19 protein-coding genes are annotated in these 23,968 nt (G+C 48.7%); 10 read left to right on the forward strand and 9 right to left on the reverse strand.

Translation table 11 applies throughout. The annotated features are described in order from the left end of the window. Positions 1–5 precede the first annotated feature (5 nt). Genes B153_RS0105615 through B153_RS0105625 form a run of 3 tightly spaced genes read right to left on the reverse strand, consistent with a single transcriptional unit; the run spans position 6 to position 3,806 of the window. The gene (locus B153_RS0105615) at positions 6–1,439 is read right to left on the reverse strand and encodes a TolC family protein (RefSeq protein ID WP_020595702.1); all 1,434 of its coding nucleotides are present in this window, start codon (positions 1,437–1,439) and stop codon (positions 6–8) included. Beyond that, positions 1,436–2,794, reverse strand: coding sequence for an HlyD family secretion protein (locus B153_RS0105620; protein ID WP_020595703.1), 1,359 nt, complete (start codon positions 2,792–2,794; stop codon positions 1,436–1,438). The genes B153_RS0105615 and B153_RS0105620 overlap by 4 nt, the downstream gene beginning before the upstream one ends. 13 nt (positions 2,795–2,807) lie before the next feature. Then, the gene (locus B153_RS0105625; RefSeq protein WP_020595704.1) at positions 2,808–3,806 is read right to left on the reverse strand and encodes an ABC transporter transmembrane domain-containing protein; all 999 of its coding nucleotides are present in this window, start codon (positions 3,804–3,806) and stop codon (positions 2,808–2,810) included. 143 nt (positions 3,807–3,949) lie between these two features. On the opposite strand from B153_RS0105625, the gene B153_RS0105630 reads away from it, so the two are divergent. The 4 genes from B153_RS0105630 (at position 3,950) to B153_RS0105645 (ending at position 10,826) form a co-directional block, all read left to right on the forward strand. Continuing rightward, the gene (locus B153_RS0105630) at positions 3,950–4,633 is read left to right on the forward strand and encodes a TetR/AcrR family transcriptional regulator (protein WP_020595705.1); all 684 of its coding nucleotides are present in this window, start codon (positions 3,950–3,952) and stop codon (positions 4,631–4,633) included. 470 nt (positions 4,634–5,103) lie between these two features. Further along, positions 5,104–6,270 carry an efflux RND transporter periplasmic adaptor subunit gene (locus tag B153_RS0105635; protein ID WP_020595706.1) on the forward strand — a complete coding sequence of 389 codons (1,167 nt, stop codon included), beginning with the start codon at positions 5,104–5,106 and terminating at the stop codon, positions 6,268–6,270. A gap of 76 nt (positions 6,271–6,346) precedes the next feature. Beyond that, complete coding sequence (locus B153_RS0105640; RefSeq protein WP_020595707.1) at positions 6,347–9,460, forward strand: efflux RND transporter permease subunit; 3,114 nt, start codon at positions 6,347–6,349, stop codon at positions 9,458–9,460. A gap of 184 nt (positions 9,461–9,644) precedes the next feature. Continuing rightward, a complete protein-coding gene (locus B153_RS0105645; protein WP_020595708.1) occupies positions 9,645–10,826 on the forward strand; it encodes a glycoside hydrolase family 88 protein in 1,182 nt (393 codons plus the stop codon). 92 nt (positions 10,827–10,918) lie between these two features. Here B153_RS0105645 and B153_RS0105650 read toward each other — a convergent pair whose 3' ends face one another. Then, complete coding sequence (locus tag B153_RS0105650) at positions 10,919–11,623, reverse strand: SGNH/GDSL hydrolase family protein (protein WP_020595709.1); 705 nt, start codon at positions 11,621–11,623, stop codon at positions 10,919–10,921. A 308-nt stretch (positions 11,624–11,931) separates the two neighbouring features. Here B153_RS0105650 and B153_RS0105655 point away from each other — a divergent pair, with 308 nt between their 5' ends. Both B153_RS0105655 and B153_RS0105660 read left to right on the forward strand, forming a co-directional pair. Continuing rightward, the gene (locus tag B153_RS0105655) at positions 11,932–12,540 is read left to right on the forward strand and encodes an RNA polymerase sigma factor (protein ID WP_020595710.1); all 609 of its coding nucleotides are present in this window, start codon (positions 11,932–11,934) and stop codon (positions 12,538–12,540) included. Continuing rightward, complete coding sequence (locus tag B153_RS0105660) at positions 12,530–14,239, forward strand: hypothetical protein (RefSeq protein ID WP_020595711.1); 1,710 nt, start codon at positions 12,530–12,532, stop codon at positions 14,237–14,239. Before B153_RS0105655 ends, B153_RS0105660 begins: the two co-directional genes overlap by 11 nt. 68 nt (positions 14,240–14,307) lie before the next feature. On the opposite strand, the gene B153_RS0105665 is transcribed toward B153_RS0105660, so the two are convergent. The 3 genes from B153_RS0105665 to B153_RS0105675 all read right to left on the reverse strand — a co-directional run bounded on the left by B153_RS0105665 (position 14,308) and on the right by B153_RS0105675 (position 16,507). Further along, complete coding sequence (locus B153_RS0105665; protein WP_020595712.1) at positions 14,308–15,624, reverse strand: PQQ-dependent sugar dehydrogenase; 1,317 nt, start codon at positions 15,622–15,624, stop codon at positions 14,308–14,310. Positions 15,625–15,692: 68 nt separating this feature from the next. Further along, on the reverse strand, positions 15,693–16,049 hold the full coding sequence (locus tag B153_RS0105670; protein WP_020595713.1) for a hypothetical protein: 357 nt from the start codon (positions 16,047–16,049) through the stop codon (positions 15,693–15,695). Positions 16,050–16,075: 26 nt separating this feature from the next. Next, entirely contained in the window at positions 16,076–16,507 is a 432-nt protein-coding gene (locus B153_RS0105675) for a GNAT family N-acetyltransferase (RefSeq protein WP_020595714.1), read from the reverse strand. A gap of 230 nt (positions 16,508–16,737) precedes the next feature. On the opposite strand from B153_RS0105675, the gene B153_RS0105680 reads away from it, so the two are divergent. Both B153_RS0105680 and B153_RS0105685 read left to right on the forward strand, forming a co-directional pair. Next, positions 16,738–18,075 carry a Gfo/Idh/MocA family protein gene (locus B153_RS0105680; protein WP_026261929.1) on the forward strand — a complete coding sequence of 446 codons (1,338 nt, stop codon included), beginning with the start codon at positions 16,738–16,740 and terminating at the stop codon, positions 18,073–18,075. A gap of 93 nt (positions 18,076–18,168) precedes the next feature. Beyond that, a complete protein-coding gene (locus B153_RS0105685; protein ID WP_020595716.1) occupies positions 18,169–20,826 on the forward strand; it encodes a DUF7133 domain-containing protein in 2,658 nt (885 codons plus the stop codon). 79 nt (positions 20,827–20,905) lie between these two features. Here B153_RS0105685 and B153_RS0105690 read toward each other — a convergent pair whose 3' ends face one another. Both B153_RS0105690 and B153_RS0105695 read right to left on the reverse strand, forming a co-directional pair. Then, complete coding sequence (locus B153_RS0105690; RefSeq protein WP_020595717.1) at positions 20,906–22,381, reverse strand: sigma-54-dependent transcriptional regulator; 1,476 nt, start codon at positions 22,379–22,381, stop codon at positions 20,906–20,908. An 85-nt stretch (positions 22,382–22,466) separates the two neighbouring features. Further along, positions 22,467–22,841, reverse strand: coding sequence for a response regulator transcription factor (locus B153_RS0105695; protein WP_020595718.1), 375 nt, complete (start codon positions 22,839–22,841; stop codon positions 22,467–22,469). 467 nt (positions 22,842–23,308) lie between these two features. Between B153_RS0105695 and B153_RS34690 the strand changes: the two genes are divergently transcribed. Both B153_RS34690 and B153_RS38840 read left to right on the forward strand, forming a co-directional pair. Beyond that, positions 23,309–23,476, forward strand: coding sequence for a lmo0937 family membrane protein (locus tag B153_RS34690; protein ID WP_157634586.1), 168 nt, complete (start codon positions 23,309–23,311; stop codon positions 23,474–23,476). 286 nt (positions 23,477–23,762) lie between these two features. After that, positions 23,763–23,968 (forward strand): ISAon1 family transposase N-terminal region protein (locus tag B153_RS38840; protein WP_425423141.1); only part of this gene is annotated, 206 nt, incomplete at its 3' end.

Here is a 23,968-nt window from a genome sequence, read left to right on the forward strand (position 1 = left end):
TTCCTCTACTGACTTGTTCCGGCCACATAATACAGTTCGGCAATCGCTTTCTGGTACTTGGTTTTCAACTCCTCCCCTTTGATCCGTAAATCAATCAGCTTGGTTTCGCGTGAATTGACCAGGAACAGTGAGCTTTCGCCAATCTCAAATTTTTGCTGTTCGGCCTGAAGCAAACGTTGCTGGTTCAGAATCGCCTGCTGCTGTACAGTTACTTGCTGAGCCAGTGCCTGGAGCTGGTTGTAGGCCGCCTGAACGGTATTGGTAATGTCCCGATTGGTCTGTTGCCGTTCCAGATTCACCTGCTGATTTTTTACCTGTACTTCCCGCAACTTGCCCCGTTCTTTCCGAAGAAACAAAGGAAACACTACGTCCAGACCAATTTTATGATTCTGCGGACGAAACGAATAATAATCACTCCAATCGTAGGGCACATCCACCGTTGGGGTCTGACTCAACAAGCTGGCACTTACCACGACTTGCGGCTGTACCATTGCCCGCCTGAACTGCTCTTCAATGGTTAGTTGCTGCGCTTTTGCCTCCAGTTTCAGTAGTTCGGGATGCTGCTGGGTTGCACGACTCAGTAACGCCTGAAACGCATCGGCTGTATAGGCTGTTAGCGGAGCCTGCTGGGGTATAGCCGATGGTGGCAGTTCGGCTGGTTGCCCTTGCGCATTCCATAGAAACGTACTCACTCTAAGCCGGGCGTTTTGCTCTTCAAGTTCGGCCTGCTGGCGCTGTACCAGGCGATCCTGTACCGTTATCAGCGCTTCAGTTGTATCAATAGTGGCCGCATCACCTAACAGAGCCCGCTCGCGTAAGGCCCGGAAACGCAGATCGGCCAGTTCATACCCTTCTACCAACAGCCTACGCTGCTGGTAGGCTAAAAACCATTCCCAATACGATTTAGCCGCATCGAAAAGCGTTTTGTTGACCAGCTTCAGACGATCAGCTTCGGCCAGATTGAGTGCCAGACGCGCCTGCCGTACCGCCGAACGCCGGGCATCGATACCGATTGTTCTCCCAATCGGTACACTAAGGCCAATTCCGGCCAAACCTGATGACGGCGTTCGTTCGGCCGGGTTTATGTATTGACCTGCGTTTTGGTCGTAGGAGGCATTCAAATCAATACCGGCCCACCACAAGGGTACGACTAATTTGTTTTGCCAATGGTTGTAATAGAGGGTATTCCCAAATTCTTTCCGGTCGTAGCTCGAAGCAAGTTTGGGATCGAAAGCCCCTCGTGCCTGTATCACAACCTGTCTGGCTTCTTCGCCGAACAATCCGGCCTGTTTTATAATGGGATGATTGGCCCGGATTAATTCAAAGAATACCTCAGCCGTAAACACCGTAGTATCTGTTTGGGCAGGCACCGACTGAGCCGATCCGTAACTGGTCAGCAAGCCTAGTCCGCAAAGGGACAACGCTATAAACCGCTTCATTTCTTCGCTCCTTTTTCCTCTTTGGGTTCTTCTTTCAAACTGGCAGGAAAGCCGTTTAGCTGGCGCCATAGTTCATACCATACCGGCACATCGTCGAGCATCACCCAACCGTACACACCCGACCCGACCCGCAACTGTGTAGGCCAGGGCAGATCCCCTTTTTCCTGAATTGGCTGTACCAGTAGCCGGTATTTGCCCCCAACACTGCTCACTGCATCGATTACGGCTACGCGTCCGCCAAAGGTACCGACCGATACCGACGGCCAGCCCGAAAACTGGATCGCTGGCCAGCCATCGAACTGCAACCGAACCGTTCGCCCTCGTTGAATCAGCGGCACATCCATGGCACGTACAAACAACTCAACGGCAAGTTGAGGGTTAGCGGGCTGAAGCGTAGCAATCGGCTCGCCTTCTTTAATTGTTTCGCCAATACCTGCTTTCGCTGGTCGGACTACATACCCGGCCTGTGGTGCCCGAACAATATAAAGTCCACGACGCACATCCACACTGGTCATTTTATTCTGAAGTTTCGCAATTTCGCCGTTTATATCAGCCAGATACGAAACCGCCGAACTGCGGTCCGACTGCGCTTTAGCCAGTTTTTCCTGGAAATCAGCCCTGAGCGTTCCTAGTTCTAGTTTGGCATTAACTAATTCCTGCCGCGACACGGCCAGTTTGTTTTCCTGCGAGATCACTTTGGCGTTGTCTTCCTGTACTTTGAGCCGTCGGGATTCCAGGTCTGTTAACGAAAACAGGCCATTCGTATACCCTTTTTCGTACCGGGCCAATCGGTCGAGCGCAATTTGGTAATTCTTTCGAATGGCAACCAGATCGGCTTCATCGGCCGACACTTTGTACTCGCCCTGGCGAACTTTGTTGCGTGCAGCCTCAAGTTTTACAGTAATACCGGCCTGTAAAGCCGCAATTTGCCCATCCAACGCCTTTATTTTTGCATCAGTAGCCTGAAGGCTCCCTTGTTTGGCAGCCAACTGCTCATCCAGTCTAAGGGGTAAATTGGGGTCAAAATATTCGTCTTTGATATCGGAGATAACCAACAACGTATCTCCTTTTTTTACATAATCGCCATCTTTTACGGCCCAGCGCTCGATACGACCGGCAATGGCATTCTGAACCGTCTGTGGGCGATCCTGAGGAGTTAGGGCCGTAATTGTTCCTTCGCCGTTGATATTCTGTTGCCAGGGCAGAAACATTACCAGAATACCAATCACCATAAAGAATAGCATCCAACGCCCAAGCTTTCGTCCACCATCCGACTGTGGCAGTGCGTGAAGCGTTTTAAGAGGGTATTTGGTCAATAACTCTTCGTTGACCCGCTGATTGGATATATTAAGCATCTTACTTTCAGAATTATTGATGTTCGGTCAGGGGCATATCGGTGACGTTGCCGATTTTTTCGACCGCCGTAACCAGATCAAATACGGTATCGATACCCGAAATAAGTTTATCGACCGAGCCCGTAATTAAAACAATGACCAGTTCGGCGGCTACGAACTGCCCCAGCGACATTTCGCGTCCTACTACGAGGGTGGTTCCCAGAATCAGAAGGCCACCCGTTACGATCGTTTTAAAAGCTACCCCTCCATAGAAAAATTGACGAAGTACTTTGAAATGCTCGTTTCGGTACTTTACATAGTTTGCCACCAGGTCATCCATTTTATTCATAGGCTCCTGATCGGCTGTTTTCGTCTGGTTACGATACCTTGGTAAGTTGCCCGCTATTTCTTCGAGCCAGGCCACCACCTTGTATTTATATTTTGACTCATTCAGACTGGTTCTTACACCACTTGGGCCATACAAACGACTAATAAGCCAAATAATAAATACCGTAAACAGCCCGAAACCAACGAAAATTGGATGATAAGCTGACAAGAGAATCAGCCCAAAAATAATTTGAACCGTTGCAGCTGTCAGATCAATCAATAGTTTGGGAAGCCCCTTCTGAATGGTCAGCACATCGAAAAAGCGGTTCATCAACTCCGGCGGATAATAGCCCTCCAGGGCTTCGGGTTCGATTCGGGGCAATCGATATGTAAACTCAAAAGCGGCTTTGGCAAAGATTCGTTGCTGTAACACCTCCACCAGGGCCATCTGGCCTACCAACAACAAACCAGCCGCCAGTACGCCCAGAATAACCACTCCTATCAGTACGTATACCGAACTAAAAACCAGCCCTCCCGATACCAGATTAAAAACGGCCTGAATGCCTAATGGCAGAGACAGGCTGATGATTCCAGTCACTATGGCGTACAAATAGATATAGCCTATATCCTTCTTCTCATTAATCAGAAGCCGCATCAATCGCTGCCAGGGCGAAGGCGGCAATTCGATAGGTTTTGCACTATACATGATAGCCTTATAATATTTTATGATAGTTTTACTAACTTTAATGCAAATATAACTTTCGAGGCCGAATCAATGTTTAATTTGCGGTCTTTGTTTCGACAATTGGTTATTAATAAGGATAGATGGAGTATTCTGTACATGTCCGCATGAACGAACGTCTGTTTCTGCGCGACCCCGAAAGCTCAGAGCTAGGCCGACGTATTGTTCGGCAGAGTATTTTACTGGTCAGCGAGATCGGTTTTGAAGACACTACCTTTCGGAAACTGGCCGATCGAATGGGCACAAAGGAAGCTAGTATTTACCGATACTTCGAAAACAAGCATCGGTTATTGGTGTATCTAGTGGCCTGGTACTGGCAATGGCTTGAATTTCAACTGGTTTTCCAAACAAACAACCTGAACGATCCCCGTCAAAAACTGGAACGATTAATTCGATTGCTGCTTTTCATCGACCTCGACGAATCGCACAGCAAGGATATAGATTTGCGAGCCCTGCATAATATTGTGGTCCATGAATCCAGTAAAGCCTACCTGACGCATCATGTAACTGAAGATAATCGGCAGCAGCTTTTCAAACCCTATAAAGACCTCTGCCGCCGTATTGCCGACATCATTTTATCCTACAACCCTACGTACCAATATGCCCGATCGCTGGCCAGTTCGCTGATCGAGACGGCTCATTATCAGGCTTTTTTCATGGAGAACTTACCCACTTTAACGGATTTCGGCCCTCTCGATACAGACCGATCCGAAGCACGGGGCAAACTGCTGGGCTTCATGCATCATCTGCTGTTTTCATCGCTCGATGCCCACATCAGCAATAGTAAGTAGCTTACCCATACCCTACAAAGCCCGCATTCAAGCAAAATATAGACAGGTATATTTCCCAAATAGCAGCCTACTTTACAGTCCAGAGTCCTTTTTTGCAGACGAATGTATTTTGAGAACAAAAAATAATATTTTTTTTTAGCTCATTATGTCAAACAAACACTAAGTACTTCCTGAAAACGCAGTAAATAACATCTTTGGGCAGCTTATGGTATATGTTAGTAATCAGCCTATTCATTTCTTGCGACATATAGCCCGTTTTATTAACAAACTACAAGGTGTTTCGCAGCGATCAATAAGCATTTTTACGGATGATTTGCTTCATCTTCAACTTTAGATTACGTAACAAAAAACAGTAAGGGTCAGGCATCTACCGATTGTTATAGTCGTCAAGGTTGATAGCTTTGCAAATTGTAACAAATGCGGACTCTGAACCGTTAAAATCTTCGTTCTTTCTTGCAAATTTTTACTCTGTGAAAAGGTGGATTGCTATCGGCCTCGTCGTTCTGGTTCTCGGCGGGATTATTGTGTATAATAAGATATTACATCCGGCTCCCGGAGCCGCTGGCGGTGGCCCCGGCGGTGGTGGGGGTGGTGGCGGTCGAGGTGCCGCTGAAGGAGGCAAAGGTGGAGGGCCCGGGGGCAAAGGAGGCCCTGGAGGTGGTGGCCCAGCCAATGTTCAGGGCTTTGTTGTGGTCTCGCAACGATTGCAGGAAGATGTTGTCTCCAGTGGCTCACTACTAGCCGCCGAACAAGTTGACATCTACCCTGAAATTTCGGCGCGTATCACCCAGCTTAATATTCGTGAAGGTCAACCCGTAGCCAAAGGGGCATTGCTTGTCAAACTTTTCGATGCTGACCTGAAAGCACAGCTACAGAAATTACAGGCACAGGCCGAAAATGCCCGCCGTACTGAAGAGCGAAATAAGCAACTGTTGTCGCGGGGCGGGATCAGCCAGCAGGAGTACGACATTGCTACGACCAACCTGCAATCATCGATAGCCGACATCGAACTGGTAAAAGCCAACTTGCAGCGTACCGAGATTCGTGCCCCTTTTTCGGGAGTTATTGGGCTTCGTAATGTGAGTGCTGGCGCGGTTGTTTCGCCCAATACCCTGATTGCCCGCTTACAGCAAGTGTCTTCGCTGAAACTTGACTTTTCAATCCCCGAAAAATACGGCCCTTACGTGCATAATGGCAGTACAATTTCGTTTCTAGTAGACGGCGCTGCCAAACCCAGCGAAGGTGTTGTATACGCGATTGAACCGGGCGTGGAAGAGCAAACCCGTAACCTGCGCATTCGGGCACGGGTAAACAATTCGTCGGCCCGGTTCCGTCCTGGCACCTTTGCCCGCGTAACGCTGACCGTACAAAATGAGCAGAGTCTGGTGGTACCCACACAGGCTGTCATTCCGCAAACACGTACCAATCAGGTGATTGTGGTTAAAAATGGCAAGGCACTCTTTAAGGATGTCAAAACTGGCTTACGAACAGCGGGGGTTATTCAGATCTTATCGGGCCTGTCGGCGGGCGATACAGTGGCCACCACAGGTTTATTGTTCCTCAAACCCGATGCCCCTGTCAAAGTGGGCAAAGTGATTGGCATGCAGGGGAATGGCCCTAAAGTAGCGAGTAATTAAACGTTTACGGTTTTCGGTATACGGCTACCTGGATACCGAAAATTGAAAACCGAAACCTTTACAACTTCATACAGCAATGAGTCTCCCCGAACTAAGCTTAAATCGGCCCGTATTTGCGATGGTAATGTCCATCGTAATCGTGCTGTTTGGTATTATCGGCTTTACGTTCCTTGGTGTGCGGGAGTATCCGGCTATTGACCCGCCCGTCATTTCGGTTCGGACCAACTACACCGGTGCTAACCCTGAAATCATTGAGTCGCAGATTACGGAACCGATCGAAAAATCCCTAAATAGTATTGAAGGTATTCGTACTATTTCATCGATCAGCGCATTAGGTGCCAGTACGATCACCGTTGAATTTAACCTTGATGCCAACCTCGAGCAGGCCGCCAATGATGTACGGGATAAGGTAGCCCAGGCCCAACGTCAACTTCCTCAGGACATCGATGCTCCGCCGGTGGTTACGAAAGCCGATGCCAACTCGGACCCCATCATTTTCATGAACGTTCAGAGTACGACCCGGAGTGCTACCCAACTGTCGGACTATGCAGAGAACGTATTACAGGAGCGGTTACAAACCATTCCGGGTGTTAGCCAGGCTAATATTTTTGGTCTGAAACGTCAGGCTATGCGTTTGTGGATTGATCCGATCAAATTATCGGCCTATCGCTTAACCTCACAGGATATTCAGTCCGCTCTGACCGCCCAGAACGTAGAGTTACCGGGTGGTAAAGTGTACGGAAACAATACGGAGTTAACCGTAAAAGCTGTCGGTCGGTTAACCAGCGAGGATGACTTCAATAACCTGATTCTGCGCCAGACCAGCAACCAGATTATCCGCTTCAAAGATGTGGGGTATGCTACGCTGGGAGCTGAAAATGAAGAAACATCCTCTAAACAGAACGGAACAGTTGGCGTTATTCTGGCCCTGATCCCGCAACCGGGTGCCAACTATGTCAATATTGCGGATGAGTTCTACAAGCGCTTCGATCAGCTTAAAAAAGATTTACCCCCCGATATTATCGTCTATGTCGGTACCGACCGAAGTATCTTCATCCGTCGTGCTATCGAGGAAGTAGGCGAAACGCTGTTGATCTCTTTCGTACTGGTCGTACTGGTTATTTATCTTTTCTTCCGCGACTGGCTTATAGCTTTCCGGCCGCTGATCGATATTCCGGTATCGCTGATTGGTGCGTTCTTTATCATGTACGTAGCCGATTTCAGTATCAATGTGCTCACCCTGTTGGGAATCGTGCTGGCAACGGGCCTTGTGGTGGATGATGGTATTGTGGTCACGGAAAATATCTTTAAGAAGGTTGAAGATGGCATGGACACCGAGACGGCCGCCCGAGAAGGTTCCAATGAAATCTTTTTTGCTGTAATCTCGACTTCAATCACCCTGGCCATTGTATTCCTGCCGATTATCTTTCTGCAAGGATTTGTGGGCCGTCTGTTCCGCGAATTTGGTATCGTTGTGGCAGGTGCTGTGTTGATTTCGGCTTTCGTATCGCTGACGCTGACCCCTGTATTAAGCGTAAAACTGACCAGTAAGAACCACGGCCGCTCCTGGTTCTATCGAAAAACGGAACCATTTTTTGAATGGCTCGACGATTCCTACCGTGATTCGCTCAATGGGATTATGAAGAAACGCGGCTGGGCGTTTGCCATGATTGCCGTGTGTCTGCTTCTGATTTTCGGGGTTGGTTCACAACTCAAATCGGAGTTGGCCCCTCTGGAAGACCGGGGTCGTACGCGTATTGCAATTACCTCGCCCGAAGGAACCAGTTTTGAAGCACAGTCGGCCATTACGGATAAAGTACTCCAGTTCGTGCTTGACTCAATCCCTGAAAACAAGTTGGCGTTCAGCGTAGTAGCACCTGGTTTCTCTGGAGCCGGGGCCGTAAACTCGTCGTTTGTGATGGTCAATATGGTCGATGCCGCCGATCGGAAACGGTCGCAGCAGGACATTGTCGATTACCTGACCAAAAATCTTCGGAAATTTAGTGAAGCCCGCATGTTTGCGACACAGGACCAGACCATCCAGGTGGGTCGTCAGGGTGGTGGCTTACCCGTTCAGTTCGTGATCCAGAATCTGAACTTTGAGAAGCTTCGGGAAAAGCTGCCTGCTTTCCTCGAAGAAGTCCAGAAAGACCCGACCTTCCTCAACTCAGATGTTGACCTGAAATTCAACAAACCCGAGCTGAACATCACCATCGAGCGCGAAAAAGCAACGAACCTCGGGGTGTCGGTACAGGATGTGGCTCAGACCCTGCAACTTGCACTAAGTAACCGCCGATTGGCGTACTTCCTGATGAATGGCAAACAGTATCAGGTGATTGGACAGGTTGACCGGCACGACCGGGATGAACCCGTTGATCTGGCGTCTTTCTATGTTCGGTCTAACCAGGGTCAGTTGATTCAGTTAGATAACCTCGTGAAGTTCCAGGAAGTGAGTAGTCCTCCGCAGGTATATCACTACAACCGCTTTAAATCGGCTACAGTATCGGCGGGGCTGGCTCCCGGCAAAACCATTGGTGATGGGGTCGAAGCCATGCGTGCCATTGCGGCTCGTACACTGGACGACACCTTCCAGACTGCTCTTTCTGGTCCCTCACGCGACTATGCCGAAAGCTCTTCCAATACACTGTTTGCGTTTGGTCTGGCGCTGGTGCTGATCTATTTGGTCCTGGCTGCTCAGTTCGACTCGTTCATCGATCCATTCATCATCATGATGACGGTTCCTCTGGCACTGGCCGGGGCTGTGTTCTCGCTCTGGATGTTTAACCAGACCCTGAATATTTTCAGCCAGATCGGCATTATCATGCTGGTAGGGTTGGTTACGAAAAACGGGATTCTGATCGTAGAATTCGCCAATGAGCAGCGACTACTTGGCAAAAACAAATTTGAAGCGGCTGCTGAGTCCGCTGCGCTGCGTCTGCGTCCGATTCTGATGACAACCCTCGTAGCAGCATTTGGTGCGCTGCCATTGGCCATGGCGCTGGGCTCAGCATCAAAAAGCCGCGTACCGCTGGGGATCGTTATTGTTGGTGGATTGCTCTTCTCGCTGGTGCTCACCTTATACGTAGTGCCGGTAATTTACACATACATGACCCGTCGGAAAGATGTGAAACCAGCCGAACCCCAAGCAGGTGACGCACCTAAACCAGCTCAGGTGAAAGCGCATGCGTAACGCCTAAAAAGTACATGGGTTCTACCTAGTCAGGGGGAGTAGCTGAGTCACTCAGCTACTCCCCCTGCTTCTTTTTATAGATAATCGGTTCAATTCTGCCTTGAGAAGGTTATAAACGGACTCGATATTACTTATTTTATTTTAGGCCATCCTTCACCAACCCTGGCCTACCCGGATAAAACGAATGAAAGCTCTCTTACCCTCTTTGCTGGTGATGCTGGTCAGTTCAGCAGTTGCTCAATCGTCTATCAATGTTGATAAAGAATTTACGTTTGCTGCCCAGCAATATCAGGGTATGCTGAAAAGCCATCCCGACACAACGAAATTTCCGCAATCGACTAAGCCCGACGGCTCGCCCGATGATCGAAAATCAGATTGGTGGTGCAGTGGCTTTTTTGGGGGTTCACTCTGGCACATTTACGAACGGACGAAGGCACCCATGTGGAAAGAAGCGGCCAACAAATGGACAATGGCCGTAGCCAAGGAGCAGTACAATACCGGCACACACGACCTGGGCTTCATGATCTACTGTCCATTTGGCAATGGCTACCGACTGACCAAAAACGAAACGTATCCGCCCATCATGCTCACGGGTGCGAAGTCACTATCGACCCGGTTCAATCCAAAAGTGGGGGTAATTAAATCCTGGAACAGATTTCAGAACTACGATTACCCGGTCATCATCGACAACATGATGAATCTGGAGTTTTTATTCTGGGCAGCCAAACGATCTGGCAACAAGGAATTTTATAACATCTGCATTACCCATGCCGACAACACCATCAAGAATCATTACCGGCCGGATTATAGCAGCTACCACGTCGTTTGCTATAACCCCGACGGAACGGTAGCTGCCAAGAAAACAGCACAGGGCTATGCCGACAATTCGGCCTGGGCCCGTGGACAAGCCTGGGGGCTGTACGGTTTTACGGTCATGTATCGCGAAACAAAGGATAAAAAGTACCTGGATTTTGCCCGACACATTGCTGATTTTTACCTGAATCACCCCAACCTACCTGCCGATAAAATTCCGTACTGGGATTTCAATGCCCCCAATATTCCTAATGAAGAGCGGGATGCTTCGGCCGGAGCCATTACGGCCTCTGCGCTGCTTGAGCTGTGCACCTATGGGGGGCCATCGGCCAAAACCTACTATCAGGCAGCAGTAAAGATGCTAGAAAGCCTGTCGAGCCCAGCCTATAAAGCCAATTTGGGCGAGAACAATCACTTCATACTCAAACACAGCGTCGGCCATAAACCGGCCAAGAGCGAAGTGGACACACCGATTATATACGCGGATTATTATTACCTGGAAGCGTTGCTCCGCTACGACGCCTTGTCGAAAAAGCCCGGTTTTAAACTATAATTCGCTGCTCGCTTCCTATGTTCGGTTGTCGAGCCGGCCCGTGTGTTGCATGAGCTGGCTCGACAACCGAATCTTTTTTACCTGAACGGCGTCTACTCTTCCCGTTTGATTGTCTGAACGGTAACAATCGTTGGTGCTGACAGATAAAAATCGAAAAGCGAACGGCCTAGTATTTCATGGCTGATGGCATTCAAATGGTCATCATCCCCATTGAGAAAATATTCTTCTTTGGGACGGATCACCGAATCGGTATCGAAAACACTGAATAGCTGCTCATCGGCCTCATCGAGTACAAGGGTACGGCTCCGCTGTTGTAGCCATTGATCGACCCGGTTCAGGTGAGGAAATGGCGTCAGAAGCAATACATTATGCCGATGGGGCTTTAATTTCTTTAATAAGGAGGAGAATACAAACGAAGAATTAGGTCGTACAAACGACAAGGCGACATCGCGAATTGCGGCCAAACGGGTTCCAAGCGTTGACCCTTTCGTCTGCCTGAACCGCACAGATGAATAGGGCAACATAGGCAAAGCCAGTGGGGCCGTACAATCCAACTGCTTATCAGACGACTGAAGTAACGATGTATCCAACTGCACGATAATCAGGTCGTAGCGGCTGAGCGGCAATTGCGACAACGTAGCTACCATCTGCGGAATCGTCAGATGTGCGTAAGCTTCTACTGATACCGTTTGACCCGCCCGACTAATTTGCCGGATAAAATGTCCAATATAATTTAACTTTCCTCCTGGCAAGCCATACCCATATGTATGTTCATCGCCAATAACCAGCACGTTCATTCGGTGATGCCAATAGGCTGAATAAACCCATTTCCTATCGTTACGTTACGGGCCCCTGAACTGTGGCAAAAAATAAAAATTAATTATCAACTTTAACAATAATTGCAACGTTATTCGGTTCAAGAACGTAGTTGTTAATAATCGTTTTTGCGGGTTTGCTCGATTTGACCGATTTTATGGTTTTCCTCAATGCGTACAGTTGATGCTCAGACGGTTGAGTAAGCTAATTTGCCACATCGACATAATCTATCAGAACTAAATGAGTTAAGTATTTACAATCAGGGCGTTTACGTAAATCTGACAGAACTTTGTTTTTTCGCAAATCATCTTCGTTCTCCGAAAATGACCTGCTTAGCGTCATAAGGGCTTGTCGTACTAACGACCCGCGTGCCCAACGGACGCTATTCAAGCAGTTTTTTGGGTACGCCAAAAGCATCTGTTTACGGTATACCTCTAATGTTGAAGAGGCCGAAGATGTTCTGAATGAAGGGTTTCTCAAAGCATTTCAGCATCTGGATAGTTACGACGAAACCTTACCGTTCAAAGCCTGGCTACGAACTATTCTGGTCAATACGGCCATCAGCCACTACCGGAAAAACCATCGCTTCGATCAGCATACCTCGCTGGAAACGGGCGAGCAGGTAGCCTTTGACGAAAACGTAGTCGATCAGATTGCAGCCGAAGAAATTCTGGCCTTAGTTCAACAATTAACCCCTACGTACCGTACCGTATTCATGATGCATGTGGTGGATGGCTATAGCCTACACGAGATTGCCGGTATATTAAATCATAACGAAGCAACCGTGCGGTCCAATTACGCCCGCGCCCGACAAAAGTTACAACTACTCATCAAACAAGCGTATCCTTTTTACGAAAAGGCTGGCCCCGGTGCCAGCTTTCCTTATCATGAGCACTGACCGATTTTCCGATATTATCCGGCGAAAACTGGAAAGTATTCGGCCGGAATTTACTGAAAAAGACTGGGCCCGGATGCAGGCAACGCTGCAACAGGCCGGTCCTCCGCAGGCCGGACCGACCGCTGCCGGTAAGCCCTTTAGCGGGGGTGTCTGGGCAGGGCAGCCCTGGTTACTGGCAGCAGCTAGTGTCAGTACGGCCTTGCTGATCGCGTATAGCATCTGGCAGCGAACCGAAATCAACCACCTGCGCGAAACCATCGGGCAACTGAAAAAACAGCCCGTTACGAATCAGGCTGCGCCAAAATCGGTGGCAGCGGAGCCTCCCGTAGTGTCGCAGATCGAGGGAACCCACCAGCCATCGCAACGGCAGGAGTCGATGCCGATGCCGGCCTCGAAAGAAGAACTGGCTTCCCGTCACGACACCGTTTACATTACCCGGTATATTACGGTTCCGGCGCAGCCTCGTCTGGACCCCACGCGTGATCGATTCAAACAGCCAACCGAAACACCACCCGATCAACGCTATGCAACAGCGAGCCGTGCGCCCTCTGCTGGTAGCCCGTCGCGTCAGGAACGTAACCTAAACAAGAACTTTAAAACCAGTCCCTATGGTGTTTCCTCTACTCCTTCAACGAATGATAGTACCTCTAATACCGAAAACCAGATCACTCCCACCAATAATTACCCAGCTCCGGTTGGCCTGAATCAGCCTGCAGAACGTCTGGTAAGTGGCCGGGATCGGTCCATTAAATCTCGTGATACCCATACACGAACCACAGGTTCGGCAACAAAAGAGAATTATTCAGGAACCAGCGCCAATGGATTGATTAATGAACCGGCCGGGCAGCCTGGGTCAGCAGAAGATAAGCAGGGCGCTGTAGTCGCAGATCAGCCTCAGCCGACTACGCCTGAAAGCCCCCTCAATGCCCCAATGGCCAACTATGAACTGTTGGCTGGCCGTCCGCTATCGACCGAAAATGCGAATTGGAATGCTTTGCTCGCTCAACGTGCCCGACGCATGCGTCCCGCTCGCACAACTGTGGTAGCTGGCCAACCGCAAGCCCCCGAAAGCCAACGGATCGAGCCCGCCGTTGCCAAATTCCGGGCAGGCGTAGGCGGAGAGGTAAGTGCTCACCTCTGGAGCGCGGGAGCTTTTGCAGAAATGCCCATTGGCAAACATGTGATGGTTGGGGTGGGTCTGAGCCGGGCTGTTTATCTGGGTGGTACGTTCCTGACCGCTTATGATTTTGATGCCCGTACTCGTCGGAACTTCAAGCAGGAATTTGGTCGTCAGCTTCCCCCAACCGTCGATTTCGATAGCGATGTACTTGATATTGATACACGGGTCATTCGGATGCAGATTCCAATTACGCTGGGGTATCGCGTTCCGCTGTCGCGGTCGCTCACATTCCAGCCCACGATGGGTACATTTATAAATCTGAGCAGCAAGGAGAAAGTTACCTACTACTATCGGATTCCTCAACGGGGCTTCAATCAGATCGACTTCAGTAATGATTGCCCGACGGATTTATTTAGCGGATTCACCTTCAGCACTGGCCTCGAATGGCAACGTAAAGGGTGGGTCGTTCAGGGAATTCCTACCCTTACCCTGCCTACTTCGACTGCAACGCTGCCGGGACCAAGCTGGGAGAACAATACGACTGTAGGTCTACGGGTCCGGTTGATGCATCAATTTTAACCAATATTGCTTAAAACAGAACAGCCCAAAAGTTTCGAACTTTTGGGCTGTTCTGTTTTAAGCAATAGCTACTTTGTAGCGGCTACCCGCCAGATTCGTCCGCTCGCATCATCCGCTACGAGTAGTGTTCCATCCGTACGTACAAGCACACCAACGGGTCGCCCATACGCTTCGTTGTCATTACCCGTCAGAAAACCTGTCAAAAAGTCTTCGGGCTCACCGGGTTTGCCATTTTGGAAGGGTACAAACGCTACTTTATACCCGACAAGCTGTGAGCGATTCCAGGACCCATGCTGACCAATAAATGCTCCATTGCGATAATGCTCCGGAAACTGGGTTCTATCGTAAAACGCTAATCCCAGCGAGGCCGTATGTGATCCCAGCGGCACATCGGGCACGATCGCCTTTTTCACCAAATCAGGCCGTTCTCCTTTCCGACGCGGATCTTCATGCTGCCCAAAATAAGCATACGGCCAACCATAGAAAGCACCTTCTTTTACACTCGTCAGATAATCCGGTACCAGATCATCACCCAACTCGTCGCGTTCGTTCACCGCCGTGTACAGCACCTTAGTTGTTGGTTCCCAGTCCATACCAACCGGGTTACGCAAACCAGCCGCAAAAATACGTTCGCCCGTTCCATCAGGATTGACTTCCAGAATATTTGCTCTACGGATTTCATTTTCGGGGCCGTGTTCGCCCACATTACTTCCCGACCCGACAGAGATATAGATCTTCTTCCCGTCGGGGCTGGCCAGCAGATTACGTGTCCAGTGATTATTGTAGCCACCAGCCGGTAAATCCACGATCTTTTTTCCCGGCGTTTTTATCGTTGTCTGACCTGCCTTGTAGTCGTAGCGTAGTAAACCATCTGTGTTGGCAACATAAAACGCATTCCCCAGAATCAGCATGCCAAACGGTTGATTCAATCCAGTCAGAAAGGTTTCTTTCAGGTCGGGTTTGCCATCATGATTCGTATCCCGAAAAAGCGTGATGCGATTGGCGCTGGTCCCCGTCTCCTGCGATTTAGACTTACCCGAAACGGCATTAACTACTTTCGCTTTGAGGCTGGCGGGTTCGGTATTCGCTTCAGCAATGAAGATATCGCCATTAGGGGCTTCGTAAAGCCAGCGGGGGCTTTTCAGATCACGGGCAAATTCGGTAACTGTAAATCCAGCAGGTGCTTTGGGCATTTTACCTTCTGGCCAGCCCACTACCTTACTAAATTTTGTTGACGATTGGGTAGCATACGGAGCGGGCAGCTCAATGGTGGTATCGGCCATGGCTACCGAATCGCTGGGCTGGTCGGTAGTTTTTTTCTGACTACACGCCAGGAAAGCAGCTGATAGCACAGCCGTAGTAAAGAGATAGGGGATAGTTTTCATCGTTGAGTTGAGTCAATATGTACATTACTGACTATGACTCAACTCCCATATTAATCATTTGGTTACGCTTAATCCTTTTTTGCGGTCAGTGTTGACCCTTCTATGGCCATTGAAAAACCTGTTACCGCTTTGGATGTGGCATCCCGATTAAACGTAATCACAGAGCCATATGAACTCGTAGACTTAAACGTATCAGCTTTATCCTGCTTTATAAGCTTGTTTTTACCGTAGCTATCGGCCTCACCGTACAGTTCCCCTTTATCCGTTGTTACGGTAAATTTCTGGATAGGGCTTCCACTTCCGAACGTGTACGAACCTGCATATACGTTGAGCGCGGCAGAATCGGCAACGGTGGTTTGTGCATTTGACGGAGTACCCATACCAAACAGGACGAGTCCAACCAGCATTGTTAAGATCGTTTTCATACATCAATTAAGTGTTAGGAGATGATTTATAGCAAGGTACGCGAAAATTTGGCATATGGAATTGGACCTTTATAAAACACTTCACTGACAGCGTCCATCCCAAAACGTCTGTAAAAATCTGCCGCATCCAACCGGGCATCGCACCAAAGCGAGGTAGCCCCTAACCGACGAGCCTCATGAATAACCTGGTTTAGCAGTTGGGTACCAATTCCGCGTCGCTGACAGTCAGGGTGGGCTGCAAACTTTCGAAAGCGGGCCGTTTCTCCGTCCACAAACAAAGAAATAACCGCTACCAATTCATCGGCCAGAAAGGCGCCAAAATGGTATCCTTCCGAATCGTTTTCTACCTTCACGTAATCAAACGGTTTATCAGGCCAGAGCACCGCATGGCGAAGTGGATAAGTTTGTTCGGGCGTTATGAAACGGATAGTAATCGGTGCAAGAGGGGCATTAGCCATTGGACAATTGATCAAAAACGAATAGCTGCAAACATAACAGGATCGTTTTGAAATTACCGACGGGTATTTACATCGGAATCCGTACTATTTGTTTATGCACAACCAAGCGTTGTCGGCTTAGCACTCTTTTCCGTCTTTGGGTACGAAACGGGTAGAATTTTCCGCCCCTATTCATTTACTGATAATTGAACAGCCGAATCAATCTATACGAATTATTTTCCCTGTACAGCATGGACAATTCCAGAAGAGAGTTTATTAAGAAAGCAGCCTTAGGTACTGCGGGGTTTACAATAGGTGGCCTGGGCATGTCGGCCAAAAGTTACGCCAAAATTATTGGTGCTAATGAACGCATCCATGTCGCTATTGCTGGACTCGGTCGACGACTGGGGGCTTATTACGAGCCTATTTCGCGAAAAGAGAGCAATGTTGAGTTGATGTATCTGTGCGATGTCATGCAAAAGCAGCGCGAATCGGCTCTTCAAAAATTTTCGAAATACATCGACTACAAGCCCAAACTGGAAAACGACATCCGCAAGGTGATTGCCGATAAAAACGTGGATGTTCTGATCAATGCTACACCCGACCATTGGCATACCCCAGGTACGTGTCTGGCTGTGCAGGGAGGCAAACACGTCTATGTCGAAAAACCGTGCAGCCATAACCCACGCGAAGGCGAAATTCTGGTCGAATACCAGAAAAAATACGGGAAGGTCATTCAGATGGGCAATCAACAGCGTTCGGCGGTTGAATCGATCGACATCATTAACCAGATCCATAAGGGCGTTATTGGCACCGCCTATAAAGCAGTAGCCTTTTATGTAGCCAACCGGGGCGAAGTGCCCGTTCCGAAGGCAGCGCCTGTACCACAGGGACTCGACTGGGAGTTGTTTCAGGGACCCGCCCCCCGTATGGACTATACCCACGACACCTGGGATTATAACTGGCACTGGTATGGCTGGCTCTATGGCACTGCCGAAGCGGGCAATAATGCCACGCATGAACTGGACGTAGCCCGCTGGGCTTTACAGGTAGAATTTCCTGAACATGTTTCTGTCGAAGCGGCCAAACGTCATTTCCCGAACGATGGCTGGGTTATGTACGACACCATGGATGCGACCTACCGCTTTCCCGGCAATAAGATCATCAAATGGGATGGCAAGAGCCGGAATGGCTATAAAACCTACGGCAGCGACCGGGGCACGATCATTTACGGCACCAATGGCAGCGTGTATGTTGACCGAAACGGCTATAAGCTCTTTGATCGGGATGGCAAGGAAGTAAAAAGCAGCAAATCGCAGGGCAACGAAGCCGGAACGGCGCTGGGGGGCGGTGGCGATATGACCACCCGCCATGTCGTTAATTTCTTTGAAGCGGTCCGGGGTAAAGAGAAACAGGCCTCTACCATCGAAGAGGGAGCCAGAAGTACCTTACTTTGCCACTTGGCCAACATCGCTTACCGAACCAATAAATCGTTCGATATTGACCCAAAAAATGGCCATATCCACGATAAAGAGGCCATGAAGCTATGGAGCCGGGAATACGCGAAAGGCTGGGCACCCATTGTTTAAATACAGCCATTAAGCCCGCTCCTCTGGTGAAGAATTCCAGACGAGCGGGCTTAATGGTATCTATATTTGCAGGTTATTCTAAACAATCCCTACATGATAAAACTTAGTCTTTCGTTTTTTTCAACGCTTTTGTTTCTATTCTGGAATAGTCTGACCTACGTTTTAGAGCCAGGTGAAAGGCATTTCCCGACGAAGCGAAACGCTTTGGTTCAAACTGACACGCTCCCCAATGCCAGCAGTTGGCCAGGTGAGTTAAACGTTACTCATTTCGCTGGCCCCGATCTGACTCCCAGCCCTGCCTGCCTGGCCGTTGCGCCAACGGGTGAAGTGTATGTAGGTGTCGATATGATTGGATCACTGGGAAAAAAGCCTGGTCAGGGAAAAATTGTCCGGCTGGTCGACAGTAATAATGATGGGAAAGTCGATGCGCACACCACCTATGCCATGGTCGATAATCCACGTGGCATACTACCCGTTGGGAATCAGCTTTTTGTACTTCATACTGCGTTTTCGAAAGAAACCGGTATCGCAACGGGTATGGATTTGGTGGTTTTTGACGACAACGATCAAAACGGCATTGCCGATGGGCCGTCCCGCCCACTCATTGAGCACATCAGTTCGCCCAAGTTTTTGCAAAGCCGGGGCACCGATCATGCCACGAATGGCATTCGGATGGGCATTGACGGCTGGATTTACATTGCCGTAGGCGACTTTGGCTTCCATAATGCCATTGACCGCAGCGGTAAAAAATTAACCATGCTAGGCGGAGGCATTGTTCGGGTTCGCCCCAATGGTACCGAGATGGAAATCTATTCACATGGCCTGCGCAACATCTATGATGTGGCAATCGATCCATACATGAATACCTTTACCCGCGACAATACCAATGATGGCGGTGGCTGGAACATCCGATTTAGTCATCAGATTCAATCGGGCGAATACGGCTACCCGGTACTGTTTAAGCATTTTACCGACGAAATCATCCCGGCTCTGGTCGATGTAGGTGGAGGCTCAGGCACTGGCTCTTTGTTTATGGACGACGACACCTGGCCTACCTCCTACAACCACGTACCGATGATGGCCGATTGGGGCCGAAATCAGCTTTACATCCATCGTGTAACGCCCGACGCCAGTAGCTTCACCCAAAAAGAAGAAGAGTTTATCAAACTGTCTCAAATTACGGACGTCGATGTTGACGCTTCGGGCCGTATGTACCTATCAGCCTGGGCCGGAGCGGGTTATTCAGGTAATCCCAGCAAAGGGTTCGTGGTGCGAGTGGTTCCCAAAAACTGGACTTACAGGCCATTCCCTAACCTCAAAAAAGCGTCTGAGAAAAAACTGGCTTCGTGGTTAACTTCGGGCAGTGCCGTAGCCCGTCTGGCAGCTCAGCAGGAACTATTGACACGACCAGCCAAAAAGACGATGAAACTGGCCTGGGCGATCGCGACCAATAAAAGCTTGCCGCTATCGGCACAAGTAGCGGGTATATACACCTACGCGCAAATTGCCGGTGCCAGTGGACTTGCTGATCTGGTGAAACTGTCGTCCGATGAAACTGTCCGGGAGTTTGCACTACGGGCTCTTGCCGACCGAAAGCCAATTCTCGATCAGGTCCCGACCGAACCGTTCCTACAGGGACTTAAAGACCCGTCCGTTCGTGTACAACAAGCCGCGATCATCGGGCTTGGCCGCTTAGGCCGAGCAGAGGCTGCTTCTGCCCTACTTCAGGTAAACGTGCCAGCCTCATTTGTCGCACCTGCCTTGGGCACCGAAGGCCCTCATGCTACCCCAAACTCGGCTGTGGTCCTACCCCATCTGGCCGTTCGATCGTTGGTAAAGCTTCAGGCAGTCGATGCCTGCCTGAATGCAGTTGGTACCCATCAATCGACCCTTGCGCTCTGGGCTTTGCGTTATATGCACGATCCGAAAGCAGTAAACGGCCTGATTGCGGCTTATAAGCGCATCAACGACCCTACGGTGAAAACCCAGATTTTAACCACCCTGGCGCGTCTGTACAAAAAGGAAGCCGACTACGATGGCTCGTGGTGGTGGAGTACGCGGCCCGACACGCACGGACCTTATTACAAAGCCATTACCTGGGAGTCGTCGCCTGCCATCAAAACGTTGCTGGTAGATGAGTGGAATCACTCGACCAACAAGTCTTTTTTCGTTGATCTGAATAGTCGGCTTCGGATGGAAATCCCTGAATTTGGTGTAGAAGAACCCGTTGTGGCCAAAGAGGAAACGAAAGTCGATCTGGAAAAAATCAGAAACAAAAAAGGTCAGGTAGGCGAGTCATCCATTGAAGATGTAATGCTGGCGATGGCCAAAATAGATGGGAATGCCGCTTTAGGAAAAACACTATTTACCCAACAGGGCTGTGTAGCGTGCCATAGTCTGAGTAAAACCGAGCCAATGAAAGGCCCGTTTATGGGACAGATTGGTTCGATTATGACCCGCGAGCAGATTGCCGAATCGATTCTTAAACCGAATGCGTCTATCTCTCAGGGATTTGCGACCGTGCTTATCACAGCTAAAGGCGGGAAAAGTTATACCGGATTCGTTACGGAAGAGTCGTCTTCCCGAGTCGTTCTGCGCGATATTACCGGACAGGTCTATACGATCAAAGCATCCGATATAGTGAGCCGTAAAGAAATGGAGACATCCATGATGCCTACGGGCCTTGTTAATGCCCTCTCGTATGAAGAATTTGCTTCGCTGATTACTTTTCTGTCACAGCAGAAAAAATAAGCGTGAAAATGCGAATGGGTGAAAGAGCGAACTGCTAATGCAAGATTTTCGCTCTTTCACCCATTCGTTCTTTCACGCTTTACAAATGTATATCGTACGCTTTAAGCTTGTTGTAAAGCGTTTTGCGGTCGATATTAAGGACTTCGGCAGCCTTGGTTTTGTTGTACCCGGTTTTTTCCAATACCTTCAGAATAGCGGCCCGTTCGGCATTTTCCGATACCGACTTCAGATTACCTCCTGATTGAGTAAACACCGGGATTCCAGGCCTGGCAGGATCGTAATTGATCTGAATATTTGTAGGTACGGTTTCTTCAGGGCTGAAGTACTGGGGCGAAATAATTTCCTGGGGCAGTACATCGGCTTCGATATAGTCGCCTGGTGTTAACAATACCGCCCGCTTCACTACATTCTGTAGCTCCCGAAGATTACCATGCCAGTAATAATCTTTGAGCTTTTCCTTAGCCTCTTCCTCGAAGCCCAGAATATCTTTCTCCAGTTGCTGATTGGCCACTTCGAGGAAATGATCAGCAAAAATCATGATATCCGATTTACGCTCCCGTAAAGGCGATAAATGCATCTCGAATTCAGCAATCCGATGGTAGATATCTTCGCGAAACTTTCCCTGCCGAACAGCCTCACGCAGGTCCTCGTTTGTGGCTACGATAATTCTGACATCGACCGGAATATCCTGATTACTACCTATACGCCGGATTTTACGCTCCTGTAAGACACGCAGCAGTTTAATCTGATTATCGTACGAAAGGTTGCCGATCTCATCGAGGAATATAGTGCCACCATTGGCATACTCAAAGCTACCAGCCTTATCCGACATAGCTCCCGTGAATGAACCCTTTACGTGTCCAAACAGCTCACTACCTGCTAACTCCTTTCCAAGAGCCCCGCAGTCAATCGCGACAAAGGGTTTATCGGCCCGCTTACTTTTCAGATGGATGGCATTCGCTACAAATTCTTTACCTGTACCTGTCTCGCCCGTAATAATGACCGACATATCGGTCGGTGCAATCAGGTCAATGTGTTTCTGAAGCTGTTCGGCCGCCCGGCTTTTCCCAAAAATGAATCGTTTACCATCTGGGGCTAAAGCCGTTTTGGCCGGAGTTGTTTTGGCACCACTCGTTTTAGCCGTTGGAGAACCATTGGCAGCAGAAACATTTTTCGCCTGACTGAGGGATTGCGTTCGTCGCTCGAGGGCAGCCTTAATCGTGTACAGGATTTCGTCAGGATACAGGGGCTTTGTTACATAATCATAGGCACCGTGCTTGACTGTTTGGACAGCCATACGAACGTCGGAGTAGCCTGTAATGATGATGACGGCGGTGGTTGGATGCATGACCTTAATGCGACGAAGCATTTCAAGGCCATCAATATCAGGAAGTTTAAAATCGCAAATGACTAGTTCAAATGCTTCTTTTCTCAACAGGACTAACCCATCATCCCCACGCTGTACCGACGCAGTTTTATAGCCTTGTTTGCTCAGAAAACGTTCCAGCAACAGGCATATGTCATTGTTATCGTCAATAATCAGAATTTTTTCCATGAAGAGGCATTGAACTTGTTCAGACAGACCATGTCCCATTTATGAACAACGAAAAAATCTATCCAAGCTGTATGAACAAAGTTACTCAAACCTGAATGGTTTGCAAAGCCATTTCGACCGACCGACGCGTAAACGGCTTCCCAATAAAGTAATCGGCTCCTTGTTCAGTTGCCCGTCGACGCTCGGCTTGTCCATCGAAGGCGCTGATCATTATTACCTTTGCTTCGTTTTGATCTTCCTTGATTGAAGGCAACAAGTCAAAACCCAGGCCGTCGGGCAAGTTAAGATCTAAAAATATCGCATCGAATTTCTGCGTGTGCAACCATTGGCGCCCTTCTTCGATAAAGTGCGCACATGTAGGCTGGTAGCCTAACCGCCTTAAAAGCCCCGACAACAATAAGCAGATATCAGCCTCATCATCGACAATTAAAACACGCTTTGCCTGAGATGCTGTATTCATGACGATTGGTCTGAATTGTTGTCCTGTATTTACTCGTGTTACCATACTAGCCAAGACTCATCCTGTTTCATAAACGTTCGTTATCTTCTATCTTAATAAAATATGTGCCGAAAATGTTTTGGCGCCCCAATTTGAGGTAACAACACGCATTAATGCCCAATAGGTTAATTATTTGTGTCATAAATACAACAAGTTTGAGGCTTTGTATGTCGCCTGCCTATCGGCTAAATCGCGCTATTTTTCCACGTTTATTCTACACATGTAGAATTTATTCCACAATTTGCCTTCATGGCATTTTTTCAAATAAACGTTCTGATTAATCCGTAAACATTAATTAAAAGCTCATTTCCAAGTGTATAGACCGTTTGTACAGGATGATTACTAGATTTTAGAATTATTGGCACAACTTTTTCTAAATGATTATACGATTACAAGGTGGCTATTCTGATTTACTCAAGGGAAATGACATGGGAAACCTTCTTTACACCATTGCAGTCATTTTAATCATTATCTGGCTCCTGGGCTTCTTAGGCGTATTAGGGACAGGAATTGGTAGTAGCAATCTGATACACATTTTGCTAGTGATTGCGGTGATTGCCATTCTTTTGCGCCTGATTCAAGGGCGAGGTGTGTAAGGAAGGGAGTACAATTGATGAGACCATTAAAAAGCAGCACGCTGCAAACATGATATTCCTAGTTGCTAGGCGCGGGTGAAACCGCAGTAATTCATTTTAGGTTAAGTACAAGTTACGGTGGGTACGGAATCCCTGCGCCAGGTTGAGCGCGGGGATTTTTTTTACGCAAATTTGCTGACCTAAACCTACCTCACAGCCTAACCGGATCAAGGACAATACTTGTGGAGGGCGTTGTATTTTTCTAGGTTTGTACGTTTGATCAAACCGAGCCGTTTTGGAAAGTTTCTTGCCTTTAGTCGAATACCTCTTGCCCGAGTTCATCCTATCCTATTATCAATTGACGCGTGTCGAGAAGTCCCTAGAAGTACTTCATCTGTATTTGGAAGAAAACAACTATGAAGACGCCGGTAGGGCAAAACCAGACCTACTCTCCAAAGGCTTTCTGCCAGAAATTACTATTCAAGACTTTCCCATTCGAGACAATCGAGTTTT

Source organism: Spirosoma panaciterrae DSM 21099, assembly GCF_000374025.1.
Lineage (GTDB): Bacteria > Bacteroidota > Bacteroidia > Cytophagales > Spirosomataceae > Spirosoma > Spirosoma panaciterrae.

What these genes read in the sequence shown, in the direction of transcription:
- B153_RS0105615 (WP_020595702.1), bottom strand. Translation starts at nt 1,439, where the DNA reads ATGAAGCGGTTTATAGCGTTGTCCCTTTGCGGACTAGGCTTGCTGACC.
- B153_RS0105620 (WP_020595703.1), bottom strand. Translation starts at nt 2,794, where the DNA reads ATGCTTAATATATCCAATCAGCGGGTCAACGAAGAGTTATTGACCAAA.
- B153_RS0105625 (WP_020595704.1), bottom strand. Translation starts at nt 3,806, where the DNA reads ATGTATAGTGCAAAACCTATCGAATTGCCGCCTTCGCCCTGGCAGCGA.
- B153_RS0105630 (WP_020595705.1), top strand. Translation starts at nt 3,950, where the DNA reads ATGAACGAACGTCTGTTTCTGCGCGACCCCGAAAGCTCAGAGCTAGGC.
- B153_RS0105640 (WP_020595707.1), top strand. Translation starts at nt 6,347, where the DNA reads ATGAGTCTCCCCGAACTAAGCTTAAATCGGCCCGTATTTGCGATGGTA.
- B153_RS0105645 (WP_020595708.1), top strand. Translation starts at nt 9,645, where the DNA reads ATGAAAGCTCTCTTACCCTCTTTGCTGGTGATGCTGGTCAGTTCAGCA.
- B153_RS0105650 (WP_020595709.1), bottom strand. Translation starts at nt 11,623, where the DNA reads ATGAACGTGCTGGTTATTGGCGATGAACATACATATGGGTATGGCTTG.
- B153_RS0105660 (WP_020595711.1), top strand. Translation starts at nt 12,530, where the DNA reads ATGAGCACTGACCGATTTTCCGATATTATCCGGCGAAAACTGGAAAGT.
- B153_RS0105665 (WP_020595712.1), bottom strand. Translation starts at nt 15,624, where the DNA reads ATGAAAACTATCCCCTATCTCTTTACTACGGCTGTGCTATCAGCTGCT.
- B153_RS0105670 (WP_020595713.1), bottom strand. Translation starts at nt 16,049, where the DNA reads ATGAAAACGATCTTAACAATGCTGGTTGGACTCGTCCTGTTTGGTATG.
- B153_RS0105675 (WP_020595714.1), bottom strand. Translation starts at nt 16,507, where the DNA reads ATGGCTAATGCCCCTCTTGCACCGATTACTATCCGTTTCATAACGCCC.
- B153_RS0105680 (WP_026261929.1), top strand. Translation starts at nt 16,738, where the DNA reads ATGGACAATTCCAGAAGAGAGTTTATTAAGAAAGCAGCCTTAGGTACT.
- B153_RS0105685 (WP_020595716.1), top strand. Translation starts at nt 18,169, where the DNA reads ATGATAAAACTTAGTCTTTCGTTTTTTTCAACGCTTTTGTTTCTATTC.
- B153_RS0105690 (WP_020595717.1), bottom strand. Translation starts at nt 22,381, where the DNA reads ATGGAAAAAATTCTGATTATTGACGATAACAATGACATATGCCTGTTG.
- B153_RS0105695 (WP_020595718.1), bottom strand. Translation starts at nt 22,841, where the DNA reads ATGAATACAGCATCTCAGGCAAAGCGTGTTTTAATTGTCGATGATGAG.
- B153_RS34690 (WP_157634586.1), top strand. Translation starts at nt 23,309, where the DNA reads ATGGGAAACCTTCTTTACACCATTGCAGTCATTTTAATCATTATCTGG.